A 23521-nucleotide genomic window follows, 5' to 3' on the forward strand; every position below is an offset into this window, starting at 1 on the left:
GCGCGAGATGCCAACATTGCACCGTCGTCGCGGGCTAGTTATTGTCGTTTTTCTCCCAGGGCCACTCGGGGGCGCCGGACCCTGCAGGCTTGGCGAGGAGTACGAGAAAGAACAGAAAGGCGATGAGCCATCCGCTCACGGCGATGGCGATGGCGAACGGGCTCGTCATCTCTGCGCCGATGAAGGTGACCGAGCGAAAAAGTTCGCCGGCGCCGAGGCTGTAGACGACTCCCCCGGAGATGCAGTAGCCGAGATAGGCCGCGACGCCTGAGACGAAGATCGGCAGTGGGGGAATTTGCGTCAGTCGCTCTGGGGACCGCAACACGGCACGGAGGATGACCCAGACCAGAGCCAGGACCGCGGTGGTGACCATGATGGGGCCGAGGAGGGCACCGGCATCCGCTTCGTTGATGACATCGCGATTGAGCAGCAGGCTCAGTACGCCGAACGCTGCCACGATGAACGCAGCGTAGAGCGCGGCCGAAAAGGCCGCCATGGTGATTGCGTACTTTCGGTATTCCCGCATGGCTCCAGCGTAGGCCCGTCTGGGTGAAACGTGCCGCCCGGGGGCGGGGCCTGGGCCCCATCCGCGGGCCCAGGTTAGATCATGGGCCCGAGTTCCGGGCCCGGGCCCCGTCCACAAGAGGGGGCGCGGGCCTCGGATTAGGGACGGGTGACGTGCGGGCCGTCGGCGAGGAGGCGCTCGTATTCGGTGCGGGCCTCGAGGTTCCTGGCGGTGACGCGGCGTCCGCGGCGGGCGATCCACGCTCCGGCCCAGATTGGCACCTCGCGGGCAATGATCGCGGCAGCGATGGCGTAGGGGTTCAGCCACAGCGACGCAACGAAGCGGCTGACGTCGGCCTGGCTGAGCCCATCGGACGTGCCGTCGAGCATGAGGCCGAGGAGCGCGGCACCGATGAACGAGAAGTACACGATCACGGCAACGACAAAGCCGAAGAGCACATAGGCCCACCAGCCGCCCCGATTGACCAGGGAGATCAGCCCGGTGAAAGCGAGGAAGAAGAACAAAACCGGCACATACGAGATCGGCAAGGAGGCGAAGAGCAGGAAGCTGCTCAACGTCACGGCCATGGTCGTGCTGGTCATCCCGATAATGATGAATGCCGCGACGGCGTACAAAATGGCGAACACGACGGTAGCGAGAAGGGCGATCAGAATGCCGCCGCCACGGTTGCTGCGGTTTTTCGGCTTGGTCGGCGCCTGCACGTAGATCGGCGACTGGGCCGGGGGCGTGTACGACGGCGCGACCGCGACCGGCGCGTCAAGCGGAGCATCGACCACGGTGTAGTCGATCGGGGTGTAGTCGATCGGGGTGGCGTCGATCGGGGTGGCGTCGCTCGGGGACTCCGCGGCGACGGTTCCCACGACGAGCGCGACCGGCACAACCGGCGACGTCGGCTCGGAGTCACCAGCGGCACCGGCGGCACCAGTGACGGGAACCGTTGCAGCGGGCGTATAGGAGTCGGCGTAGTCGTCGGTGAGGCTCGGTGCGGCGGCATCTGTCGATGCAACCGGAGTGGCCGTCGACATGGGTGCCAGGTTGCGGGCTGCGGCCGAAGCGGATACCGCGTCGGACCGCTCGGCCGCACTCAGGTTGGCGTTGATGGCGTCATAGTCGATGACGATGGGTTCCTGCTCGGGTTCCTGCTCAACCGAAGATTTCGCCGAGGCCGACTCCGCTTCGACCACCACCGCGGCGTGCTCGGGGGCACCGTCCTGGTCGGTGGGAACCTGCTCTGACACGGTCAGATCAGGCGCTACGGCAGCATCCGTTTCCGGGTTCTTCTTGCCGTCGGTTGGCGTATTGTCGCTCATGCTGACTCCTCGGGGCCTTCGCCGTGATTGACTCCCACTGTACCAAGGGCACGGCAAATGCCACGGAGACTCGGCGCGGCGGCCGTATTATCCCGCCGTTGCCACCACGGGAGCCACCGGCGTCACAAGCGAATACACCAGTCCCGATATCGTCGCGTTCACCGTGCCCGGAAGTTCGGGCGCCGCGGCGGTGTTCAGGCCGTCGACGAGAAATAACCGACTCCCGGATTGCAGACGCGAGACGAAATCGAGCACCTGGTCATAGCTGCCGGTGACAGTGACCTGCAGTGGGAAGGCGGCGAAGTTGGTGTTGTTGATCTCAGTGGCACTGGTGGCCGTAGTAGCGGCCGGAACGATTGCTGGAGCTTCGGTCACCACCGGTGCCACCGGCGCGACCGGCGCGACCGGCGCGACCGGCGCGTACGCTACCGCCTCGGTCACCGTCATCCCGGTCAGGGTGAGGCCGGTGGCCAGGGCCTGGGCGTCGAGCTGGTCAACCAAAGCCGGCATGGCCGAGCCGCTCGGTACCGATTCGGCGAGCGCCTCTGCGGTCGCGGTAAGCACGTTGAGGTTCTTGAAGTCATGCTTGAGGCGCGCGAGCAGCGCGACGTGTTCGGCATTCGTCACCTGCACGACGGTGCGGCTCGCGTTCGCGGAATTCATGCTCGCCAGCTGCGGCTGAATCCCCAGCACGACGCCGAGAACGACGATAACGCTCGTCACCAGAACGGAGCCGATGAGCCAGAGTTTGTTGCTGTCCATAGCTAATTCTTTTCGGTCGGGTCGAAACGACGCACGAACGCGGAGTCGTTGATGTGCATGGTGATGGTGACCGTGTAGATGCCCGTGGTTTGCTCGAGGGTGACCGATCCGGGCAAGGCGTCGGCGAACCCGTCGAGGGTGCCGAGGGCGCTGAGCCAGGCCGGGATGTCCGGCAGTACGGTGCTCGTGGCGGTGAACGATACCGTCGCGACTCGTGAGCCCTGCAACGGAGCGGTCGCCTGGGTATAGGCGACCAGCGGTGTGGCCGAGTCAACCTGCACGGTGGTGATCGCCACGCTGCGCGGCAGGGTGTTCTGCACGGCATCAAGGTAGGTCTTCCAGTCGATCTCGGTGGAGGCTCCAACCCTCTGCGCCGCCTCGGTGAGCGTGACCTGATTCTGCAGTGCACGCACGGCAAAATATTGACCCTGATCGGTCAGCAGGGCTGCGGTACGGTCCTGCTCGCTGGCCAGATTCACCTGGGCCGTATACGAAAGAGCGCTCGCCGCCCCGACAAGCAGCGCGACGACCGCTGCTACCCCGATGACTCCGACGGTCAGGCGCCGTCGTTGCTGCTGGCCGCGACGTTCAGCCCGCACCTCGGGCGGGAGCAGGTTCAGCCGATGGTCGCCGCCGATGACCAGCACGTCATCTTTAGCTGCGCGCTTCATGCTGCACGCCCGAGCGCGAGTCCGAGCGCCACGGTGTAGGCGGCACCGCTTTGGCGCAGCGCTTCCGCATCGATAGCGGATGCCAGCGCCACCGTCGACAACGGTTCTCCCGTGGATACCCCCAGGCGGGTCAGTCTCGACACGGCCCCCGGCAGCCCCGGCATCTGGGCTCCCCCACCGCTGAGCACGATCGCGGTCACCGGATCGCTGGGTCGAGTGTTCGCGTAATAGTTGAGGGTGTTGAGCACACTGCCGAGCTGATCGTTCATGACCTCCGCGATGATATCGGCGCCGACCGCGTCGATCGGGCCTGATCCGCCAGCGATGACCCCGTCGAACGGCACCGCGCCGTGGGAGGACCCCGGTCGGGTATCGGCTGCAGCACGGGCCAGTAGGCCGACGCGACGTTTGAGGAGGTCGGCGGTGCCGACATCCGTTGTCAAGCCGGTAGCGAGGGCCTGGGTGACGTCGTCGCCGCCGGTCGGGATGATGCGCACGAACTGCGGTACACCCTGCCGGGTGACGACCACGCTCGTGGTCGAGGCGCCGAAGTCGATCACCGCGACGACGCCGTCGATGCCAGGGCGGGTGACCAGCAGGCGGCTGATTGCGAACGGAATCAGGTCGACGTCGATCGTGGTGAGGCCGGCCAGCCGAACCGCGGACACGTTGGCGACGACCGCTGCCTTGACCGCCGCAATGAGCAGCCCGTTCACGGTGGGGCCGTGCTCTGTGGTGGATTCCGAGATGGGATAGAAGTCGAGCAGGGCGTCAGCGACGGGTACTGGCAGAAGGTCCTGCACCTCGAATGAAAGCGACTGGCGGATGCGCGCGAGCGACATCTTGGGCACGCTCAGGTTGCGAGCGAGCACCCGCTGATTTCCCATGCCGAGCACGACCTGGCGGGTGTGAAACCCCCCATTCGACCACATGGTTTTGAGCGCCGCTGCGACGGTATGCGGCTCGAGCACCTCGCCGCCGACGACGGCGCCGACGGGCAGCGGAACCTCGTGATAGCGCAGCACTATGGGCCGAGATTTGCCGGGGTTGCGCACCTCGACGGCACGCAGGTGCGCCGTACCGATGTCTATTCCTACGATGTTTGAGGACACGCGCGGTGCTCCTTTATATAGAGGTCGTAAATGATGCTCATGGAATCAACGCTCCTGCGGCGGTGAACGCCGTACTGACTTCCACCAGTAGGTTCACGCTGTAGGTCGCGGCTACCGGAGAAAGATATTTGGGGGGTGCGATGTAGCGAAAGCGCGGATCGTAGGTGTAGTTCTTGCTGTAACCGTGGACGCCGCTGCTATTGGCCACCCGCACGATGCCGCGGTATTTCTGGGCAAGCGATCCGTTGACGGTGAGCACGCCCTGGTTGCCGCCGCGATCGTTGTTCTGCACCTGCACGGTGTGGTCGAGCGACAGCATGGCCGCGTCGATGCGGCGGTTATCGGGCAGCATCGCGCCGGCGCCGGCCGGGCAGCTGCCGACACAGATCGGGTTCCAGATCCACAGGGCGTTTTGCGCGACCAAACCGAGCACATCGACTGCGGAATCGGCATAAATGATGTCACCGGTGACATAAAGAAAATTGTCGGTGGCGACGGTCATGGTGCCGGCTAGCGTGCCCTTGATGAAGGCGTCACCGTGGCGGCAGCCGTACGAGGTAGGAATGGAGGCCACGTTCTCGTTCGACCGGGGAAAGCCGATGCCGTTGCCGGCCGCGCAGGTCGCGGCGCTCTGGCCGCTCGGCCAGGCGGTATCGCTCGTGAAATTGGGGTCGGCCGGCAGCAGCGGAACGCTTTGCACGAACAACAGGTTGGCGTTCAATACCGGTACGGTGGCGCCGCCGGTAGATCCGAGTGCGCCGGTTGCGGTGCCGGGCACTCCGCAGGCCGCGGGCATGCTGCCCGATGAAGCCGGTTCGCCGACGACCCGGGTAGCTTTGCTCCACGGTGAGCGAATGGTCATGGTGCCGTTTGAGTTCATCACGATACTGGTGGGCCCGGTGTAGAGGCAGCCGGGTTCGGCGATGCCGGCGTCGGTGCGGGTCTCACTCCGCAACGACGCGTTCGTGGCGGGCATCGCGATGACGGGGCTGTTGGTTGGCAGGCCGGCGTTGAACACCTGCCCGGTGCAGCTCGAGCCGGAGGAGGTCCGGCGCAGGTAGTTCCCCCCGGGATTGCCCGTGCTGACTTTTCCATTGAACGTCGCTTGGCACACTCGGATGGTGTCATTGGAATGAACCGGGCCGTTCAGCACGTCGCCACCACCGAACGCGACGTCGCTGCACACGGTCGAGCCACCGGTTGGCGCCGGCCGCCCCGCCCAGGCGTAGGTGTCGGCGCAGGCAGGGTTGGTCGCGCCACTTTGAACCGGATCCTGAATCTCGTACATGGTGAAGTACAGAAAGTCGATGAAGCCTGCTTGTTTGAGGTTGGCGACGACGCTGCGGGTTTTGGTTCCGACCCGCCCCGTCGAGCGGATGCGCAGCACCCCCGACGAGGAGTAGGCCGAGTTATCGACCTCGTAGCGAAACGACGCGGTGCCGTCGCCGCCGGCGACACTCGCCCAGCTGCCGGTTGCGCCGATTCCAAAGGCTGGATTGGCCACGGCGGGCGCGGTAAGCGTACTGCTGGAACTGAACGCCGCAGTGGGGTTGCCGAATCGGTAATACGTGTTGTCGTTGGCGAGCCGGCTCTCGTATTCGTCGACCCCGGCGTAGGCAGCGGCCATTGCGCCGTTCCAGTGCTGGTCGCCGGTGGCTTTGAGGCTGCCGCTGACCGAGAAGGTCATGGCCGTCGCGACCAAGGTGAGCAGCACGAGGCCGATGCCGATCACGACGAGAAGGGCTGCTCCGCGTTCTGGCGACGCCGCCAGACTCCCGGTGCGCCACAGCCAGCCGCGACGAACGACGCCACCCATCATGGTCCCCCCACGGCGAGGCGCACGTTGGGCATACCGACCGTATTGCTCAGGGTGACCGCGCTGCGGGCATCCGCCGTGCTGGACTGGACCGTGAGGGTGACCGTGACCGTGACGATGCTGCGCAGCTGCACCGGGGTCGGCGCCGCATCTACCGGCAGAACAACGCCCGCCGAGTCGGCAAAGCTGAACAGCGGCAGACCACTGCCGGACGGTGCCACGGTCTGGGCCAGGATGCGGGTGGACAGCGCGGTGGTCGCAAAGGTGAAGAGGCCACCGGGGTGCGGGATCGACGCCCAGCGCGTCTCGACCAGGCGTCGCTGAGCGTCGACCGCGAGGCGAATTTTCACCGGCTGCTGGGTGGACAAACCGAGGTTGACGTAGGCATACAGGGTCAGTGATTCATTTCTCGCCTCGGAGATGGCGGGGTCGGCGAGGGCGGGGCTCGCGATGGGGTTTGCCGTGGCAGCGCGAATCGACCGCGCCATCGCATTCATGCCGTTGGAAGCTTCACGGGTATTGGTGCCCAGCGCCGACGCCGAGCCGAGCGCCCGGGTCGCGCTCACGTAGAGTCCCGAGATCATGACCAGAGTCACGCTGAGCAACACCATCGACACGAGCAGTTCCACGAGAGACAGGCCGGTCTGATCGGTCTGAATTGTGCGCCAGCGCATCACGGGGTCACCACCCGGCGCGGATCGAGTGTGAGAACGGCGCCCGCACTCCCCCGGGTTTGCACTGTCACGCTCGCGGCGACGACCGGAACGATTTGTGTGCCGCTCGTCACTCCGGAGAACAGCGCGAACGAGCCAAACGGCAGACCGAGCTGCGCCGTAGCCCCGACCGGAAGTGGCCCGAAGGTGTAAGTGGTGCCAAGCGCACAGCCGGGGTCACCGGGCGCTGCCCCCTCGGGCTGGGACACGGCCCGGAGGTACTGCCCGGCCAGGCCAGTGATGGTGAAGACACCGAGCGGTACATTCACGCTCGCCGCACCGCCGGGTAAGGTCGCTACCGAAACCGCAGCCGTGCCGATCGCGCCGTCCGCGGCCGGAGTGGTCCAGGCTGCCGGATCGACCGAGACACAACCCTGCGTTGCCGGCGTGGCGGGAATGATCGAAGTGGGCGCTACATAGGTGCCGGCGAATACCTGATAGCCGGAGGCGAACGGGTGCAGCCGAAAGGTCTGGGTGGTCGCGACGCTGGCATTCAGTGGCGTGTAGGCGGCATAGTTGCTGCGCCAGGTGGTGTGCAGGTCGCTTGGCAACAGCGTCGTTCCGGTGCTGACGTTGGTGGCGTAGTGGGCCGTGAGCGTTCCGGCGAGGTCATAGGCGAACGAAACGGATGCCGCGGTTCCGGCCGCGACGCCCACCGTCTTCACCGGGGTGGTCGCCTGGTTCTTGTCCACGTAGTTGGGGCGGGAAGCGCTGACGTCGTAGGTGCCGGGCTTGACCTTGAGCAGGTAGCTGCAGCCCTGGGCATCCGTTGCGGCCGGAGCGACGGACAGGGTTTGGGCGCCGTTGGGTACCGCGTTCGGCACGGCCGAGATGGACACCCCGGCGGCGCCACCGCCGCCGGCGGTGAGCACCGACACGAGGATGGTGCCGAGGGCGGGATCGTTGATGCGACTGCCGGGGGCGAGCGCGCTATCGGCGCGCACGGGCGGGGTCGAAGCTCGCATGCTGTCCCAGCCGACAGTGACGTTGATGTGGCGGTAGCGCAGCTGGCCACCTCCGGAACCACAGTTACCATCGGCGCCGGTGGACGTCTCCCAGGCTGTGGCGCGGTGCACGGAGAAGGTGGTGCCGTTCTGCACGACCGTGCTGTCGCGGTCGAGCACGCTGAATACGTCGCCGGCCGACCGGGCCAGGTCGATCTCCTGGGCGGCCAGGTTGGTGGCGACTTCGCGGGACCGGGCGTCATTGCTGAGGTAGAGCGATGTGACGATGCCGTAACCCGCACCGACAGCGATGATGGCAAAGATCATCATGGCCACGAGAACTTCGATGAGGCTGATGCCGGCTTCGGAGTTTGCTCGTACATCGGAGTGACCTAGACGACGTAACAGTGCATGCACGGGGCCTCCTTCGCGGGATTCACGGTGTGGGGTGAAACAGAACCGCGCGGCCGGGGCGGCCCGAAGGCCTGCCCCGACTCACGCCGGTATAGCGTTAGTGCCGAGCGGATGCAGTGGTCAGCCGGAGCATCCGCTGCCGCACTACCAGGTGCAGTTCGTGGGTGCAGCGGTGACAGCGTTGTTGGTGACTCCGAGGACGTCGGTCACGTAGTACTTGGCGGTGGTCACGCTGGTAGCGCCGATGCAGAAGGTCGACGGCGAGAGGTTCACGAAGCTGATCGAGCTCGAGTTCGTACCCTGGGTGAACCCGGCGGCCGTAATGCCAGTGACGGTCGTCGCCATCGGGTTGGCGGCGGTTGCCGGCAACACGCCGTTCTGCGTCTGCAACGAAATAATCGCGGTCTTGGCGTTGGCCAGGTCGCTCTTCACGCTCGCGTCCTTGGCGTTGTTCTGCACGCCCAGGTAGACCGGAATGGCGATGGCGGCGAGAATTCCGATGATGATCACGACGACGAGCAGCTCGATCAGCGTGAACCCTCTCTGGTTCTCGGTGAAGCGTGCGCGGCGCAGGTTGAGGGAAGCAAGCAGGCGAGTAATCATGGTGAGTCCATTCGGGTTGGAAGTGGGTGGTGTGACGCGAGTTGGGTAAGAACTCGTAATGCCGTGCGGTGTTTCTTCCGATCGAGGGTGCGATCGGAGCTTCAGATTACGGGTGAGATTTTCTCGCCCACGACCCACGTTCGCGGGTGATTTGGGTTTTACCCACCCCCACTAGGAACGGCACTCGAACGGGGAGTCGAGTCGCTGGCGGGCAGGCACGCCAAACGCCCCCGTCGAGCGAGGGTATTCGGACAGCCAGTGCTACTTGATCATGCTGGCGATGCTGAAGATGGGCAGGTAGAGGGCGATGACCATGCCACCAATGACGACACCGAGAAAGGCGATCAGCAGCGGCTCAATCACGGCGGTGAGCTGCTCAGTAGCAGTGTGCACCTCCTGATCGTAGAAGTCGGCGATTTTGTCGAGCATCAGCTCGAGCGTGCCGGCATCCTCTCCCACTGCGATCATCTGGGTGACCATGGCCGGAAAGATCGGATGCTCCTGCAGCAGTTCCGAGACCGACTGTCCGCGGCGCACGCCCTCGGCCACCTGGGTGAGGGCGTTCTCAATGGCCCAGTTGCCGCTGGTCTCCCCCACGATCGCGAGGGCATGCAGAATAGGCACGCCGGCGCCGAGCATGTTGGCGAAGTTGCGGCTGAACCGCGCCACGGAGATCTTCTTCTGAAGTGGGCCGAACACCGGCACTCTCAGCCGCAGGGGGTCGAGTACCCGCCGCACCCGGTCGGTGTGTTTGTTGCGGCGCCACCACACGGCGAACGCGATACCGGCAACGAGAGCGATCGGCACGACGTAGATCATCGATCCGGACACGGTGACGAGCAGCTGAGTGGGCAGCGGCAACGCGCCGCCAAGCCCGGCGAACATATCCTGAAAGATAGGCACAATGAAGATCAGCATGATCATCACCGCGGCGACCGACATGGAGAGCACGATCACCGGGTAGGTCATGGCCGACTTGATGGTGTCGCGCAGCTTGACCTCCGTCTCGAAGTTCGCGGCGATCGAGTTCAAGGCCTGGTCGAGAAAACCGCCGGTCTCGCCGGCCCGCACCATGCTGATCATGATGGGAGGGAAGGCCAGCGGATGCTTCGCGAGCGACTCCGAGATCGGCTGCCCGGCCTCGACGTCGTCCCGCACCAGTGCGAGCACCGCCACGAGCGGTTTGCTCTCGGTCTGCTCGGTGAGAATGCACAGAGCCCGCAGCAGCGACAGCCCGGCCGAGATCATGGTCGCGAACTGCCGACTCAGAATGGCGAGATCCTTCAGGCGCACCCCGCGCGAGAAGCCCGGCAGCGCAATGGAGCGCGCCATACCGGTGGCGGGCGGAGACTCCACGATCGAGATCGGAGCGATGCCCTGCGAGTTCAGTCGCGCGGCCACCTGACCCGAGTTCTGCGCATCGACTCGTCCCTTGACGTTCCTGCCCCTCGTGTCGCGACCGGTGTAACTGAAAACCAGTGTGGTCGACATCAATTCACCGCGCGGGCGAACCCGACGTTGTTGTCGGCGTCGTCGTGGCCGGAGTCGTACCCGGCGCCGACCGCAGCGAAGGTAAAGGCCCCGGCCACCGGTTCGGTGCGGTGAATGAGCAGTTCCAGTCCGGCAATATCGTGGGCCTTGGCCAGCGCGGCCGCGCGGGTGATCTGTCCCGTGTTGACCAGTTCGGCGAGGTGCTGGTCCATGGTGTGCATGCCGCGCTCCCGACCGGTCTGCATCATCGACTCGATCTGGTGCGTTTTGCCCTCGCGAATGAGGTTGGCGATGGCCGGAGCGGTGACGAGAACCTCCGTCGCCGCAACCCGGCCGGCCCCGTTCGCCCACTTCACGAGGGTCTGGCAGACCACGCCCTGCAGGGTCTGGGCCAGCTGCGCCCGCACCTGGTTTTGCTGGTGCGGCGGAAAGACGTCGATGATCCGGTCGATGGTTTGCGCCGCGCTCTGCGTGTGCAGCGTCGCGAACACGAGGTGACCGGTCTCGGCGGCGGTCAGCGCTACCTGGATCGTCTCGAGATCGCGCAGTTCACCAATGAGAATCACGTCGGGGTCCTGCCGCAGCACGTGCTTCAAAGCGGATGCGAAACTCGCCGTGTCCTGTCCCACCTCGCGTTGGGTCACCAGGGACTTCTTGTGGGCGTGCAAAAACTCGATCGGGTCTTCGACGGTGACGATATGGTCGGCCCTGGTGCTGTTCACGAGGTCGACGAGGGCTGCCAGCGTCGTGGATTTTCCCGAGCCGGTTGGCCCGGCTACGAGCACCAGCCCGCGAGGCAGCCCGGCGAATGCCGACACCGATTGCGGGATTCCCAGGGCTTTGAGGCCTTTGATCTCGTGCGGAATGAGCCGAAAGACCGCACCAACGGCGCCGCGCTGCTGGTGCACGTTGACCCGAAATCGACTGGACACACCGGTGACCGCGACATCCTCCAGCGTGTAGGCGAAATCGAGTTCATGGTCTCGATCGAAGATGACCTGCTGGGCCCGGGTGAGAATGCTGCGGATGGCCCGGTCTGCTTTCAGGCTCGACCAGGCTGGGCCGGCGCCGACCGGGCCGAGATCGCCGTCGCGGCGAATGCACGGCGGAGCGGCGACAGAGACGTGCAGGTCGGACGCCTGCCGCAGCACCACCTCATGGAGGGCGTCGATCAGGTCGACGTCGGGTACGCCGAGCACATCTACCGCCGGATCGACACCGCGCGGAATCCAGTCGCCGGGACCGCTACGGGGTGCCACGCGCGTGCGCCGACGATTGGTGGGCAGCACACGAATTTCATCGTGATGGGTGGCGCTCACTGCGGCGCTAGCCGATACCGGGGTGAACCCCGCGAGCTCGCCGGGCATGCGGGTGTCGTTTGGCGACAGGGAGGTTTTCGGGTCGTCCATGAGCGATTCCTTCTCGGAGCAAGCGTGTCGGGTACTGATTGCCGCGAACAGGCACGGCCGTTCGGGTACGCGACCACTCGCCCAGGGTGCGACGAACGGTCGTTGCAGGCCTCGCGAGAATGGAGTCAGGGTAAGTCTTGCTCGCGGGAGGTCTACGCCACGCGCAACGTTATTGCAGCTCGTTTCGCGGCGGTAGCCCGCGATCTGGGGGTGTGCCCCTTAGTGCTCGAGCGCCACACCATCTGGATCCAGCAGAACGTAGATCGTGCCGAGAACGGTCATATCGTTCACGATCTCTCCCGCACCGGTATCGGTCGCCACCGAGGAAATCGCGATGCTGCGCTGGCCGTGCTGAAGGCCGGCCACGAAGTCGAAGAGATTACTGTGGGCACCGGCGATCGTCAGTGCAACGGTTATCGCCAGATAGTTTTCCGGGATGAGTGCCGACGATGTGGCGGGAACAGCGGATGCGACGGCTGCGGAATCCGCTCCCGCGCCTGACGCCGCCACAGCACCGCTGTCGACTGCCGGTTCCACGGCGGGCTGAAAGGCAACGGCATCGCTGATAACCAGCGAATCCAGTGTCACGCTGTTCTGGCGGGCAATGACTTCCAGCTCATCGAGAAAGTCGGGAATGCCGGCATCTAGCGGTACCCCGCTCTGCAGGGTGGCGAGGTAGGTGCGAAGTTCCGCGATTCCAGCAAAGTCCTGTTTCAGAACGATCAAATCGGCCTCGTGCTCTGCATATTTCGCCAGTATGACCTCACGTTGCGCCGTTGTGGCCTGAATCTCTTCCAATTTTGGCGCGATCCCCAGCATCCCGCCGAGAACCACCGCCGTGCCGATGATCAAGATCAGCACGGCACCGAATAGTCTGTTGCGCGTCATGGCGTCACTGTCCCCCAGCGATGCGATTTGATCGCGCATCTTTATTGATATTGATGACCAGTTCGACGACGTACTGGCCGGTTTCCGTGCGGGTCACCGAACCGGGGTGGGCGTCCGCGTAGCCGGGAAGCGTGCGCAGGTTCGTCAACCACATGGGAACAGCGGGCAAGGTCGGACTGGTGAGGCTCAGCGTCAGGCTGGCGACACGCGGGTTGTACAGGGGAACGCTGCTCTGCTCGTATTCCGCCCACGGCGTGCCGGATCCGACGGTAATCGCCTGGATGGTGACATCAGAGGGCAGACTGGCGCGTACGGCCACCAGGTAAGCACGCCAATCGACCTCGGTGGCAGCAGCCAGCTGCCGCGCCGCCGTTGTCAGGTCGATTTGATTCTGCACATTGCGTACCTCCGAATATTTTGCAGATTCCAACAGCAATTCAGTGGTGCGGACCTCGGATGCGTCGAGCCGGGACTGTGCCCGCCCCGCCTCGAGGGACACGGCTGCGACGGCGGCAATAACGACCAGCACGATGCCGGCCGCAACGATCGACATGATTCGGCGGAGCAGCCGGCCCTGGCGGGCGGCCTTGAGTTCGGGGGGCAGCAGGTCTGCGCGTGGCTCCCCGCCGAGGATCAGCTCGTGGCCATCCGTTGTGCGTTTCATGCTTTACTCCCGAGAGCGAGGCCGAGCGCAGCTACGAACGTGCACTGGGAGTTTTCGAGATATTCCTGGCTGACATCGGGACCGAGCTCGAGTGCGCCGTACGGTTGCGCCGGAACCACCGGAAAACGGGTCAGCTCGCTGAGCGCGGCACCGAACCCTTCGAGCCGAGCGCCCCCGCCCATGAGCACGATGCGGCCGATAGGTAGCTCCGGACGACTGTTCGTGAAGTAGGCAATGGTATTGCGCAGGCTTTCCAGCAGTTCCGAGGTGATCTCCCGAATGATGGTGGCGGCTATTTCATCTTCTGGTGCAACCTCATCCAGTAAGCCCAGCCGCGTCTTGAGCAACTCCGCCGCCTCTTCACCAAGGCCGAGGCGCACGCGCAGCGCCTTGGTGAACTCATTGCCGCCGGAGGGAATCACCCGCACGAACTGCGGCACGGCATTCGAAGAGATCAGTACGCTCGACGAACCGCCACCGATATCAATCTGCACGATCACCTCGGGGGCGGTCACCGCACGGTTGATGGCACGACTGCGAGCGAATGACATGATGTCAACGGTGACGGTGTGCAGTCCAGCCAGCCTGGCGGCCTTGATATGCGACTGCACGACTCCTTTCATGGCTGCGATCAGCAGCCCGGAAATTTGCGGGCCAGACTCGCCCTCGCTGTCGACCTCGGCAATGGGGTAGAAGTCGAGCAATGCCTCCGCGGTGGGAAACGACAGCAGGTCCTGCACTTGGAATGGCAGCGACTCCCGAATGCGGCGCAGCGACATCTTGGGCACCGTCAGGTTGCGCACGACCATGCGATGGTAGCCCATACCGAGCACGACGTCCTTGGTCGTGAAACCGCCGCTCGACCACATCCGTTTCAGCGCCGCGGCGACGACAGCCGGTTCGAGTACCTCACCGCGACTGACCGCGCCAAAGGGCAGCGGCTCCTCATAGCAGCGCACGAGCACGGGATGATCCGTTTCGGCATCCCGCATCTCTACGGCGCGCACGGCGGTAGTGCCGATGTCGAGTCCGACCACACGAGTAGTCATTTGTTTCCCCCAGTGAGAATTTGATGTGTAAGCGGTGGTCGAGGAGTGGGCCTGGCGGTGACAATTGCCACTTACGCGAGGCCGTACAGCGTGAGGTAGCCGATCGCTATCTGGTCACCGAAAAAAACGCCAAGCCAGGCAGCCAGGAGCATCCACGGGCCGAACGGGATGCCACTGCGGCGCTTGGCCTTGTGGGTGGCGAGCAGAATAAGCCCGAACACGCCGCCGAGCAGAAAGGCGCCGAATGCCCCCACGATCAGGGGTCCCCACCCCAGATAGCCGAGGTATAAGCCGAGCAGCCCGGCAAGTTTGACGTCACCGAGCCCCATGCCGCCGGGACTGATCAGCGCCAGGGCCAGGTAAAGACCGAACAATGCCGCCGCCCCAATGAGGGCGGTCAGCACCCGACCCGGTTCACCGGCCACGAGGGCGGCAGCGGTGAGTAACACGGCGGCGACCGGATAGGCCGGCAGCAGAATCTTGTTCGGCAGGGTATGAGTGTCGAGGTCGATCATGGCCAGGGCAACGCTGATCGCCGCCAGGTAGAGGAACGCCACGAGCGCGATGAGCTGAATCGCGAGGGTGTTGTCGTTGGTAGTGACACCCGCCCAGCCAAAATCAGCGGTCGAGAACACCCAGAGGGCGACGATCGCGAAGACGACCCCGGTGCCGAGTTCCACCATCGGGTAACGGGGCGAAATCGGCGCCTGGCAGTCGCGACATTTACCGCGCAGCACGAGCCAGCTCACAACCGGAATGTTGTCGTACGGCCGAATGCGCGCGCCGCAGCTGCTGCACGAACTCGGCGGGGAGACGATGGAGCGGCCGGCCGGTATGCGGTAGATCACCACGTTCAAAAAAGAGCCGATGAGGGCTCCCAGGATGCCGAATACCCCCGCGATAGTGCTATCCATTCAGGTCTCGAATCGAAACGCGTGCGCCGAGGTGTGCGATCGATTCGCCCGCGCCCGGTGTTATTCCCGTGGACAGGTCGACTCCGGGGATACCCACTGGTGCGTAGTGCAGCGTCGCTGTGCCGTCCATGCCGACGGTGCCACCGTAGAGCTGGCCGCGCCACTGCGCCGAAAAACCGAGGTCGATCGAGCACGGCGTGTAGAGCATGGCCGTCACGGGAGCCTGCATGATGAAGACATGTGTAATGTCCGAATAGTCGCTGGGATTCCGGCACGTGGGCGATCCGTCAGCCGTCTCATCGGGCGAGATCAGCCATAATTTGCGAGGCGTGGCTCCCGACGCATCGATCTGCGCGTCGAGGCCGATTTCGAATCGATCCGCAAAAATCGCCAGGTCCTGTGGCAGGCTCAGGGTCACGTTATTCTCCTTCAGGAAAACGCCCTGAGGGCACTCGCGGGCATCGATGATTCCCGGACCCGTGAATAAGTTTGCGACTGTTTGTATGTCTGCGAGCCTACAGCCACTGTTCATCGTCGCCACCTGAAACCCGGGCCAATCGGTCAGGTCATAGTCGACATCGACCCAGTCGGGCACAAATGGTGCCGGAGCCGGTGCTGAACCCGCTCCGGGACCGACCGCAACCACTGTCGTGCCGCCGGTGATGACGCCGGGCCCGCTGTTGGCGAGGGACTGAGTCGTCAGGTGACCGGTGATCACGTTCGTGCTGTGGCCGATGGTCGTCTCGCCGGCAGACCAGGCGTCGTGGTCGATTTTTGCGCTGTTGATCATGCTCAGCGAACCGGTCGTGACCGAACCCTTGATCCACGCAGAAGATTCCAGCACCGTCGCCCCCGTGGTCCAGATACTGCCGTGGATGATGGTGTCGTCGATGGACTCTGTGCTCGGCGCCACGACATTGCCGCGCACCTGGGCTAAATCGTGCAGGGCGACAGGTTCGGTGGCCCAGACGTCGCCGACGATCGTGCAGGTTGCCCCGACTGCGAGCCCTCCGTCCGCGATCACCAGATCGGCGTTGAGAATGCTGGTATCAGCCCTGTGGGTGCTGTCACAGGAAACGTTGTCGTGGCGCACCTGCACCACAGGCTCAGACCCGTCGACGGAGTTCAACTGGCTTGAGCCTGCGAAGGTTCCGAAATTGTGGGAGTAGAGGGCGGAGCCTGCGCCGGCAGTGTCGGTGTCAGCCGGCACGTAGGCGTAGATCGCTTCGACCGTGCGCGCGTCGCCCGTGGTATTGCCCCCGACACCGACATCGACAGCTTCGCCGGTCGCCAGAATTTTGACCCGAACCGCTGCCCGTGATGGGCACGCGCTGATCCAGTTGTCAGAGGTGGCACTGGTGGAGTAGGAGACCAACACCGCCGCAGCCGGGCTGCTGGTGCTCCAGTTCGCCACCGTGCAGGTGTTGTTGGTCAACTTGAGAAGGGCATCGTCGATGCCCGCTTCCGCCGCCGATTGCGCCTGCACTCCGGCGCGGGTCGCGCTGCTCACACCGAGAGAGTTCATGGTGGAACCAGCAATGGCGACGGTGGCCACTGCCGCCACGGCCATGAGCCCGATCACGGCGAGCATGCTGCTTCCCCTCTCGCCAGCCAGGAGAAGGAAGGTCTTGCGAACTAGAAACATGTGGGCTCCGTGGGGGGTGCCGCGCCCTGGCGGCTCGTGACTTTGGTCGACATCAGCGCCGGGCTGCTGTCACCACCGGCGTTGATTGTGAAGTTGACGGTGACGGCCCGGCGGTCGGGAGTGACATCAGGGTTGAAGACGGGTTGGGCGAAGGCTGCAGACAAGCCGGTACCCAGCAGGGTCCATCCGCTCATGTCATTGGCGAGGGCGTCCGGCGTGGGGGCAACGAAGGTTTGCGGAGCCGCTGCACGCCGGTAGAACATGGCGCCGCCGTTGGACTCGGTGTAGAACCAGGCTTGGCAGACCCGCTCGGTCGCCAGGGCTTTCGGATCGCTGCTCACGGCTGTGATCACAAAGAGCTGGTCATCGATATCGGGATTCGCGCTATCGGCGACCTGAAGCGCCGTGGCATTGCGCACACCGGAGTGTACCGACGTGGAGATCAGCTGACTGACGGCATTTGCGTCTGCGCTCCCCAGTACCTTGGCTTTAGACGTCAGGGTGTTGAGCAGCATGCCGCCCACGATGGTCAGAATGATCACGAGCAGGCTCGAATAGATGAGCAGTTCAATGAGGCTGTAACCGCCTTCACCGCGCTGTCGCCGCTGGTTCGCCCCGGTGCCCGACGCGACATCGTGCTGGTGGTGACGTGCTCTCGCAACCATGCCCAGGCCTAGCCGTTCACGAAAATGCTCGTCGTCGCTTCGGCCAGAATTTCACTGGTTGATACCTCAGTCACGAAGACGCGCACCGGCACTGTAGCCGGGTAGGTGATCGGGCAGGTGATCGGATCGAAGCTGGGCTGCAGGGCACGGCCGTCGGGGTCGAAGGCGGCTGGCGGCGTGGCAGCATGCGAGCGGAGCGGCGCGCAGGTTGTGCCGATGGAACGGATGTTCTCCATCTGGGTGGCGACGAGCTGGGTGGCCGAGGCGAGGGTGGCATTGGAGACCGAGACTCGCAACGACGTGACGAGCATCGGCAGAAAGGCGATGGCGAGCAGGGAGAGCAGCAGCATCGACACGACGATCTCGATCATGCCAAAGCCTGCCTCGCCGGGTCGCGAATTAGTCACGGAGCGGTGTCCGACTCGCACTAGTTCCCTTTCACTACGGGCGATTTTCGACCACCGGTGGGGCGTCTGGGACGCCCCACCGGTGAAAAGACGGTGGGCAGTGCTACCCCACAGCGTCGGACGACGCGGCGGCAGGCACCGGACCTTCTACCGCAGCGCCCTTTTCGGTGATGTAGTGCACGTGATCGGAGCCAATCTCCTCACCCCAGCTACCGGTAATGATGAAACTCGTCGAAGAAGTTACCTCCATGGCGACTGAAATTTCATCACTCGCGGTGTACGCGGTGAGGCGACTCGGAAAATCGGTGTCGAGGGTGGAGAGCTCGGTTCCTTCAACCAGTTCCGCGACAACGGCCGTCTTCGCGTTGGTGATAGCCGCCTCCACAGCGCTGTCCTTGGCCTTGTCCTGCTGGCCCAGGTAGATCGGGATGGCGATCGCGGCGAGAACGCCGAGAATAAGTACCACCACGAGAAGCTCGATGAGCGTGAAGCCCTTCTCCTTCTCGCCGAGGGCCGTGCGCTTATTGACCAGGGCTGTTGTGAAGAAGCGGTTCATATGTGTGTCCTTTGCGTTGTTCAGCAGGTAGCAATGCAGTGGCTTGCCCGTTTTCAAGCCTAAGTTGGCCACCACGGTGTACCGCTGTTTTTTCGGCGGTCGGACTACCCCCAGTGGGAGTGCAGCCTAAACGGGGGTTGTGACTCCTGGCGGCTATTTGACGTAGTCGAAAACGCTGAACATGGGCAGGTAGAGAGCCACGACCATGCCCCCGATAATCACGCCAATGACGGCAATCATGAGTGGCTCGATGAGTGCGGTGAGCTGCTCAGTGGTCGACTGCACTTCCTGGTCGTAGAAATCGGCGATCTTGGTGAGCATCTGCTCGAGCGCACCGGCATCCTCTCCCACGGCGATCATCTGCGTGACCATGGCCGGAAAAATCGGCTCGAGGGCGAGCGGTGTTGCGATGGAGCGGCCCTGGCTCACCGATTCCTGCACCTTGCCGAGGGCAGACTCGATGACGTAGTTACCCGAGGTCTCGCCGACGATCTTGAGCGAGTGCAGTATTGGCACGCCGGCGCCGATCATGGTCGCGAAGTTGCGGCTGAACCGTGCAATGGCCAGCTTGGTGAGCAGTAGGCCGAACACGGGCAGCTTGAGCTTGAACGGGTCGACCACGCGGCGCACGGCCAGGCTGTGCTTGTTCTTGCGCCACCACACCGAGAAAACAATGACGGCAATGAGTAGTACCGGGGCCACCCAGATCATGCCGTTGGAGAGCACGACGAGCACTTGAGTGGCCGGGGGCAGATCGCCGCCGAGACCCTGGAACATCTTCTCGAAAACGGGAACGATAAAGATGAGCATCCCCACCACGGCGAGAAGCGCCATGACCAACACGATCACCGGGTAGGCGAGCGCGCTTTTGATCGTGTCGCGCAGTTTCACCTCGGACTCGAAGTTGTCGGCGATGGAGTTGAGGGCGTCTTCGAGAAAACCCCCGATCTCCCCCGCGCGCACCAGGTTGATCATAATCGGCGGAAACACCACGTCATGCTTATCGAAGGCCTCTGAGAGGGACACGCCGGTCTCGACGTCGCCGCGAATGACTGCGAGCACCTGGGCGAGCTGCTTATTCTCGGTCTGCCCCGAGAGAATATTCAGTGTGCGCAAAAGCGACAGCCCGGCCTGGGTCATGGTCGCCATCTGACGGCTCATCACTGCGAGGTCGGTCAGGCCGATGGGCTTCTGAAACCCCGGAATGCTCAGATCTGCGTGAAGCCTCGTGAGCTCGCGGGCCGGAGCGATTGTAATGGGCGAGAGTCCCATGGCGCGCAATTGGGAAAGCGCTGCCCGCTCCGACGCCGCATCCAGACGGCCTTTGACCACGCGGTCGCGGGAGTCCCGACTGGTGTAGCTGAAAGAGGTTTCGATGGACATCTAACGCCTCCCGGGCGAAAACGAATCGTTGAAGTCAATTTCGCCAGCGCTCAGGCGGCCCACCGAAACATCTGTCGGATCAACCCGGTGCACGAGCTGCCTGAGCACCTCGACGTCCATTGCCTTCTCCTCGGCGGCCTCACGGGTGATCTGGCCGGCGTCGACGAGTTCGGCCAGGTGCTGGTCCATGGTGTGCATGCCAAGCGATCGCCCCGACTGCAGCGCCGAAGCTATCTGGTGCGTCTTGCCTTCTCTCACGAGGTTTGCGATGGCTGCAGTGGTCACCAGAATTTCAGTCGCGACCACGCGTCCGCCGCCGATCTTGCGCACGAGCGTCTGGCAGACCACCCCGCGCAGGGTCGCCGCTAACTGCGCGCGCACTTGCGCCTGCTGGTGCGGCGGAAAAACGTCGATCATGCGGTCGATGGTCTGGGCGGCATCCTGAGTATGCAGGGTGGATAAAACGAGGTGGCCGGTCTCAGCGGCGGTTAAAGCGACCGAGATCGTCTCGAGGTCACGCAGCTCGCCGATCAATATAACGTTGGGGTCCTGGCGCAGCACGTGCTTCAGAGCGGATGCGAAGCTGTGCGTATCCTGCCCGACCTCACGCTGGCTGATCATCGCTTTCTTGCCCTCGTGAATGAACTCGATCGGGTCCTCCACCGTCACGATGTGGTCGTCTCGGGTGCGATTCACCAGGTCAACCATTGCGGCCAGGGTCGTGGTCTTGCCGGAGCCGGTGGGACCGGTGACCAGCACGAGGCCTCGCGGGAGGTGTGCAAACCGTGCCACAGATTCCGGAATGCCCAGATCGGCCAACGATTTGATCTCATTCGGAATGAGACGAAAGGCGCCACCGACCGTGTTGCGCTGCTGGTAGAAGTTGACCCGAAAGCGGGTGTACCCCACCGTGTGGGCGAAGTCGAGCTCGAGTTCCCGATCGAATTCCTCCCGCTGCCCGGGCGAGAGAATGCTCCTCAGAGCGGAGGCGACCTTCTCGGGCGACCAACGATCCCACCCGGGAATCGGCCTCAGAAAACCGTCAACGCGCATGCTTGGCGGTGCACCGCCAGAAATATGCAAGTCGCTCGCTCCCTCGTTCAACACGAGCCGCAGTGCCGTGAGCAGATCGGGATCGGGCATCGCTGTGCTGACTTGAGCCGATGATTCGGACCGCATAAGCCTCCTGGCACGGATATCAACGGTAGAGACGGGCGCGGCAGCGGCCGGCTCCCCGTATTGGATGTCATCGGATTCCTGCACGGCATAACCGAAGTCGGGCGACCTCACTGAGGTACCTGCGCGGTCCGTCGGTGACCAACCGCGCCATCCCAGACGCTAGGAAACCACACGGAGCACCTCGTCGATCGAGGTCAGCCCGAGGGCGACCTTGGCCCAGCCGTCTTCACGCATGGTGATCATTCCCTGCTTGCGTGCCGCGGCTGCGATCTGCGCGCTCGAGGCGCGTGCCACGGTGAGCCGCTCGATTTCTTCGGACACCGTCATGACCTCGTGAATGCCGAGTCGTCCGCGGTAGCCTGTCTGCGAGCAGCTGGCGCACCCGGCGGGCTTATAGATGATGGTGCCTGTTGTGGTGGGATCGATGGCCGGACCGATCTCGGGCATGACCATAGAACGGTTCGAGACGTAACCCACCGTCGGATTGACCACAAAGCCCAAAGAGGCCAGGTCGGTGCGATCATCGGGTACCTTGCAACGGTCGCACAGGCGCCGGGCCAGCCGCTGCGCCACAACGCAGTCCAGTGCCGACCCCACCAGAAACGGCTCGATACCCATCTCGATCAACCGGGTCATGGCGCTTGGCGCGTCATTGGTGTGCAGGGTCGACAGCACGAGGTGACCGGTGAGCGAGGCCTCAATGGCGATCTTTGCGGTCTCCTGGTCTCGAATCTCACCGAGTAGCACGACGTCGGGGTCTGCACGCAGAATGGAACGCAGCGCCACGGCGAAGGTGAGGCCCGCCTTGCGGTTCACCTGCACCTGGTTGACCCCGTGCATGCGGTACTCGACCGGGTCCTCGACGGTGATCACATTGATCTCCGGCCGGTTGATAGCGTGCAGTGTCGTGTAGAGGGTGGTCGACTTGCCCGAACCGGTCGGCCCGGTGACCAGAATCATGCCGTAGGGCTTGGTGTACGCCATCGCGTACTCGTTGAAGTTATCGGTGAGCAGGTTGAGGCCCTCCATACTCATCGACGAGGTCGCGTTGTCAAGAATTCGCAGGACGACCTTCTCACCCCAGACCGTGGGCAGAATGGCCACCCGCAGGTCGACCGTACGACCGTTGTGGTGCACGGACATGCGGCCATCCTGAGGTTTGCGGCGCTCGGCGATATCGAGGTCGCTCATGATCTTGATGCGCGAGGTGACGCCGCCGGCGATGGTTGACGGCGCCTTCTGCATCTCGTGCAGCACGCCGTCGATGCGGTAGCGTACGCGCACGTCGTTCTCGCCGGGTTCAATGTGAATATCCGACGCTTTGTCCTGAATCGCCTGACTGACCAGCAGGTTGACGAAACGCACGATCGGTGCTGCGTCATCCGTTTCGGCAGGTGTCGTCGTGTCGTCGGGCTCCTCATTGTCGGCCGTGAGGGTGGTGCTGAGGTCGATCAGCTCGTTGTCGGCACGATGGTAGCGGGCGATGGCCGCTTGCAGATCGGACGGCTCGACGACGACCGGGCTGACCCGCATGCGGGCAGCCTCGCGCACGTCGTCCACGGCGAACACGTCGCCGGGGTTGACCATGGCCACTACGAGACGACCGTCTTCGAAGCCGATGGGGAGCACGTTGGCGCGGCGGCAGACGGCGGCGGGCACTTTGGCAACGGCCAGACGGTCAACGGGATAGTCCAGCAGCTCGACAAACGGCAGGTTTTTCTGCTCGGCACGCGCCTTGGCGAACTGCAGCTCGGTGATCGTGCCCACCTCGACCAGGTTGCGCACCATAGCTTCGTCAGCGCGGTCGTTCAACCGCACGGTGTCGAGCCGCTCGGTTGGGAGCAAACCGTGCACGATTAAAATTTCGGTCAGGCTGGTCACGTATGCGCGGCTCCCCCGGAGTTCTCAGTCAGCTCAATGTGCCCCCGTGGAGGCACACCGCAGTCGCGGCACGACACTGACTCCTTACGTTATCGCGGTGGGCGACGGCTGAACCCGTTCCCACCGGTGGTACCGCCCCCTATAGCGGACCCAGTTCAGGGGTAACTTTGCCCATGATGAATCCCGTGAGAGATCGTTCGTCCACCCCGGTTGCGGTGTATCTCGCGAGAGCGGGTCAATCGTTGCTTCCAAAACAACCATTTCTCCGCGCTCGTTGATGAGAAGAAACTTCTGATTTGACATCACTTTTATGCTGAGATTTACTCGCCTTAGTGGTCGATTCGGGCTATAATTGTGGGTGAAGGAGGCACTGACGCCATGACCCTCACCGCCCCGCCCACTGCATCCGGCTCCGTGCCGGAACCTGAGGGTTCTCGAGTTGCGGCCGTTGCAAAGGCCGGTGCGATTCTGGCTTTGGCGTTTGATGGGGTGCAGTTTGGGCAGCTCGATGACAGCGAA

Annotated in this window: 22 protein-coding genes; all 22 read right to left on the bottom strand. The window is 63.9% G+C overall.

The features are described 5' to 3' along the window. Window positions 1-34 precede the first annotated feature (34 nt). Window positions 35-526 carry a hypothetical protein gene (locus tag CXY83_RS17115; RefSeq protein WP_104198466.1) on the bottom strand — a complete coding sequence of 164 codons (492 nt, stop codon included), beginning with the start codon at window positions 524-526 and terminating at the stop codon, window positions 35-37. Between the two features lie 137 nt (window positions 527-663). Further along, window positions 664-1836, bottom strand: a complete 1173-nt coding sequence (locus tag CXY83_RS17120; protein WP_104198467.1) for a hypothetical protein — start codon at window positions 1834-1836, stop codon at window positions 664-666. Between the two features lie 87 nt (window positions 1837-1923). Further along, window positions 1924-2598 carry a hypothetical protein gene (locus tag CXY83_RS17735; RefSeq protein WP_158251918.1) on the bottom strand — a complete coding sequence of 225 codons (675 nt, stop codon included), beginning with the start codon at window positions 2596-2598 and terminating at the stop codon, window positions 1924-1926. 2 nt (window positions 2599-2600) lie between these two features. Next, entirely contained in the window at window positions 2601-3269 is a 669-nt protein-coding gene (locus CXY83_RS17135) for a hypothetical protein (protein WP_104198470.1), read from the bottom strand. After that, window positions 3266-4381: a type IV pilus assembly protein PilM gene (pilM, locus tag CXY83_RS17140; RefSeq protein ID WP_104198471.1), complete on the bottom strand. Its 1116-nt coding sequence runs from the start codon at window positions 4379-4381 to the stop codon at window positions 3266-3268. Before pilM (CXY83_RS17140) ends, CXY83_RS17135 begins: the two co-directional genes overlap by 4 nt. A 37-nt stretch (window positions 4382-4418) precedes the next feature. Then, window positions 4419-6200: a hypothetical protein gene (locus CXY83_RS17145; RefSeq protein ID WP_233201033.1), complete on the bottom strand. Its 1782-nt coding sequence runs from the start codon at window positions 6198-6200 to the stop codon at window positions 4419-4421. Then, window positions 6197-6871 carry a prepilin-type N-terminal cleavage/methylation domain-containing protein gene (locus CXY83_RS17150; RefSeq protein WP_104198473.1) on the bottom strand — a complete coding sequence of 225 codons (675 nt, stop codon included), beginning with the start codon at window positions 6869-6871 and terminating at the stop codon, window positions 6197-6199. The genes CXY83_RS17145 and CXY83_RS17150 overlap by 4 nt, the downstream gene beginning before the upstream one ends. Continuing rightward, on the bottom strand, window positions 6871-8271 hold the full coding sequence (locus CXY83_RS17155; RefSeq protein WP_104198474.1) for a prepilin-type N-terminal cleavage/methylation domain-containing protein: 1401 nt from the start codon (window positions 8269-8271) through the stop codon (window positions 6871-6873). The genes CXY83_RS17150 and CXY83_RS17155 overlap by 1 nt, the downstream gene beginning before the upstream one ends. Before the next feature lie 141 nt (window positions 8272-8412). Next, on the bottom strand, window positions 8413-8871 hold the full coding sequence (locus CXY83_RS18680) for a prepilin-type N-terminal cleavage/methylation domain-containing protein (protein WP_104198475.1): 459 nt from the start codon (window positions 8869-8871) through the stop codon (window positions 8413-8415). Between the two features lie 261 nt (window positions 8872-9132). Then, a complete protein-coding gene (locus CXY83_RS17165; protein ID WP_104198476.1) occupies window positions 9133-10362 on the bottom strand; it encodes a type II secretion system F family protein in 1230 nt (409 codons plus the stop codon). Further along, window positions 10362-11771 carry a type IV pilus twitching motility protein PilT gene (locus CXY83_RS17170; RefSeq protein ID WP_304466256.1) on the bottom strand — a complete coding sequence of 470 codons (1410 nt, stop codon included), beginning with the start codon at window positions 11769-11771 and terminating at the stop codon, window positions 10362-10364. The genes CXY83_RS17165 and CXY83_RS17170 overlap by 1 nt, the downstream gene beginning before the upstream one ends. Window positions 11772-11990: 219 nt before the next feature. Next, window positions 11991-12659: a hypothetical protein gene (locus CXY83_RS17175; RefSeq protein WP_104198477.1), complete on the bottom strand. Its 669-nt coding sequence runs from the start codon at window positions 12657-12659 to the stop codon at window positions 11991-11993. Between the two features lie 4 nt (window positions 12660-12663). Then, entirely contained in the window at window positions 12664-13323 is a 660-nt protein-coding gene (locus tag CXY83_RS17180) for a hypothetical protein (RefSeq protein WP_104198478.1), read from the bottom strand. Next, a complete protein-coding gene (pilM, locus tag CXY83_RS17185) occupies window positions 13320-14372 on the bottom strand; it encodes a type IV pilus assembly protein PilM (RefSeq protein WP_104198479.1) in 1053 nt (350 codons plus the stop codon). The genes CXY83_RS17180 and pilM (CXY83_RS17185) overlap by 4 nt, the downstream gene beginning before the upstream one ends. Before the next feature lie 71 nt (window positions 14373-14443). Further along, the gene (locus CXY83_RS17190) at window positions 14444-15286 is read right to left on the bottom strand and encodes an A24 family peptidase (RefSeq protein WP_104198480.1); all 843 of its coding nucleotides are present in this window, start codon (window positions 15284-15286) and stop codon (window positions 14444-14446) included. Beyond that, the gene (locus tag CXY83_RS17195) at window positions 15279-16931 is read right to left on the bottom strand and encodes a hypothetical protein (RefSeq protein ID WP_146069968.1); all 1653 of its coding nucleotides are present in this window, start codon (window positions 16929-16931) and stop codon (window positions 15279-15281) included. The genes CXY83_RS17190 and CXY83_RS17195 overlap by 8 nt, the downstream gene beginning before the upstream one ends. Beyond that, window positions 16922-17596 (bottom strand): hypothetical protein, encoded by a 675-nt coding sequence (locus tag CXY83_RS17200; protein WP_104198482.1) that lies wholly within the window; start codon window positions 17594-17596, stop codon window positions 16922-16924. The genes CXY83_RS17195 and CXY83_RS17200 overlap by 10 nt, the downstream gene beginning before the upstream one ends. A gap of 8 nt (window positions 17597-17604) precedes the next feature. Next, the gene (locus tag CXY83_RS17205) at window positions 17605-18003 is read right to left on the bottom strand and encodes a hypothetical protein (RefSeq protein ID WP_146069969.1); all 399 of its coding nucleotides are present in this window, start codon (window positions 18001-18003) and stop codon (window positions 17605-17607) included. A 103-nt stretch (window positions 18004-18106) separates the two neighbouring features. Continuing rightward, window positions 18107-18559: a prepilin-type N-terminal cleavage/methylation domain-containing protein gene (locus tag CXY83_RS17210; protein WP_104198484.1), complete on the bottom strand. Its 453-nt coding sequence runs from the start codon at window positions 18557-18559 to the stop codon at window positions 18107-18109. A gap of 153 nt (window positions 18560-18712) precedes the next feature. Further along, the gene (locus tag CXY83_RS17215; protein WP_104198485.1) at window positions 18713-19942 is read right to left on the bottom strand and encodes a type II secretion system F family protein; all 1230 of its coding nucleotides are present in this window, start codon (window positions 19940-19942) and stop codon (window positions 18713-18715) included. Further along, a complete protein-coding gene (locus CXY83_RS17220) occupies window positions 19943-21232 on the bottom strand; it encodes a type IV pilus twitching motility protein PilT (RefSeq protein ID WP_304466257.1) in 1290 nt (429 codons plus the stop codon). Window positions 21233-21280: 48 nt separating this feature from the next. Further along, the gene (locus tag CXY83_RS17225; protein ID WP_104198486.1) at window positions 21281-23002 is read right to left on the bottom strand and encodes a GspE/PulE family protein; all 1722 of its coding nucleotides are present in this window, start codon (window positions 23000-23002) and stop codon (window positions 21281-21283) included. Window positions 23003-23521: the final 519 nt, after the last annotated feature.

This window comes from Cryobacterium sp. M15 (assembly GCF_002929675.1).
GTDB lineage: Bacteria > Actinomycetota > Actinomycetes > Actinomycetales > Microbacteriaceae > Cryobacterium > Cryobacterium lyxosi.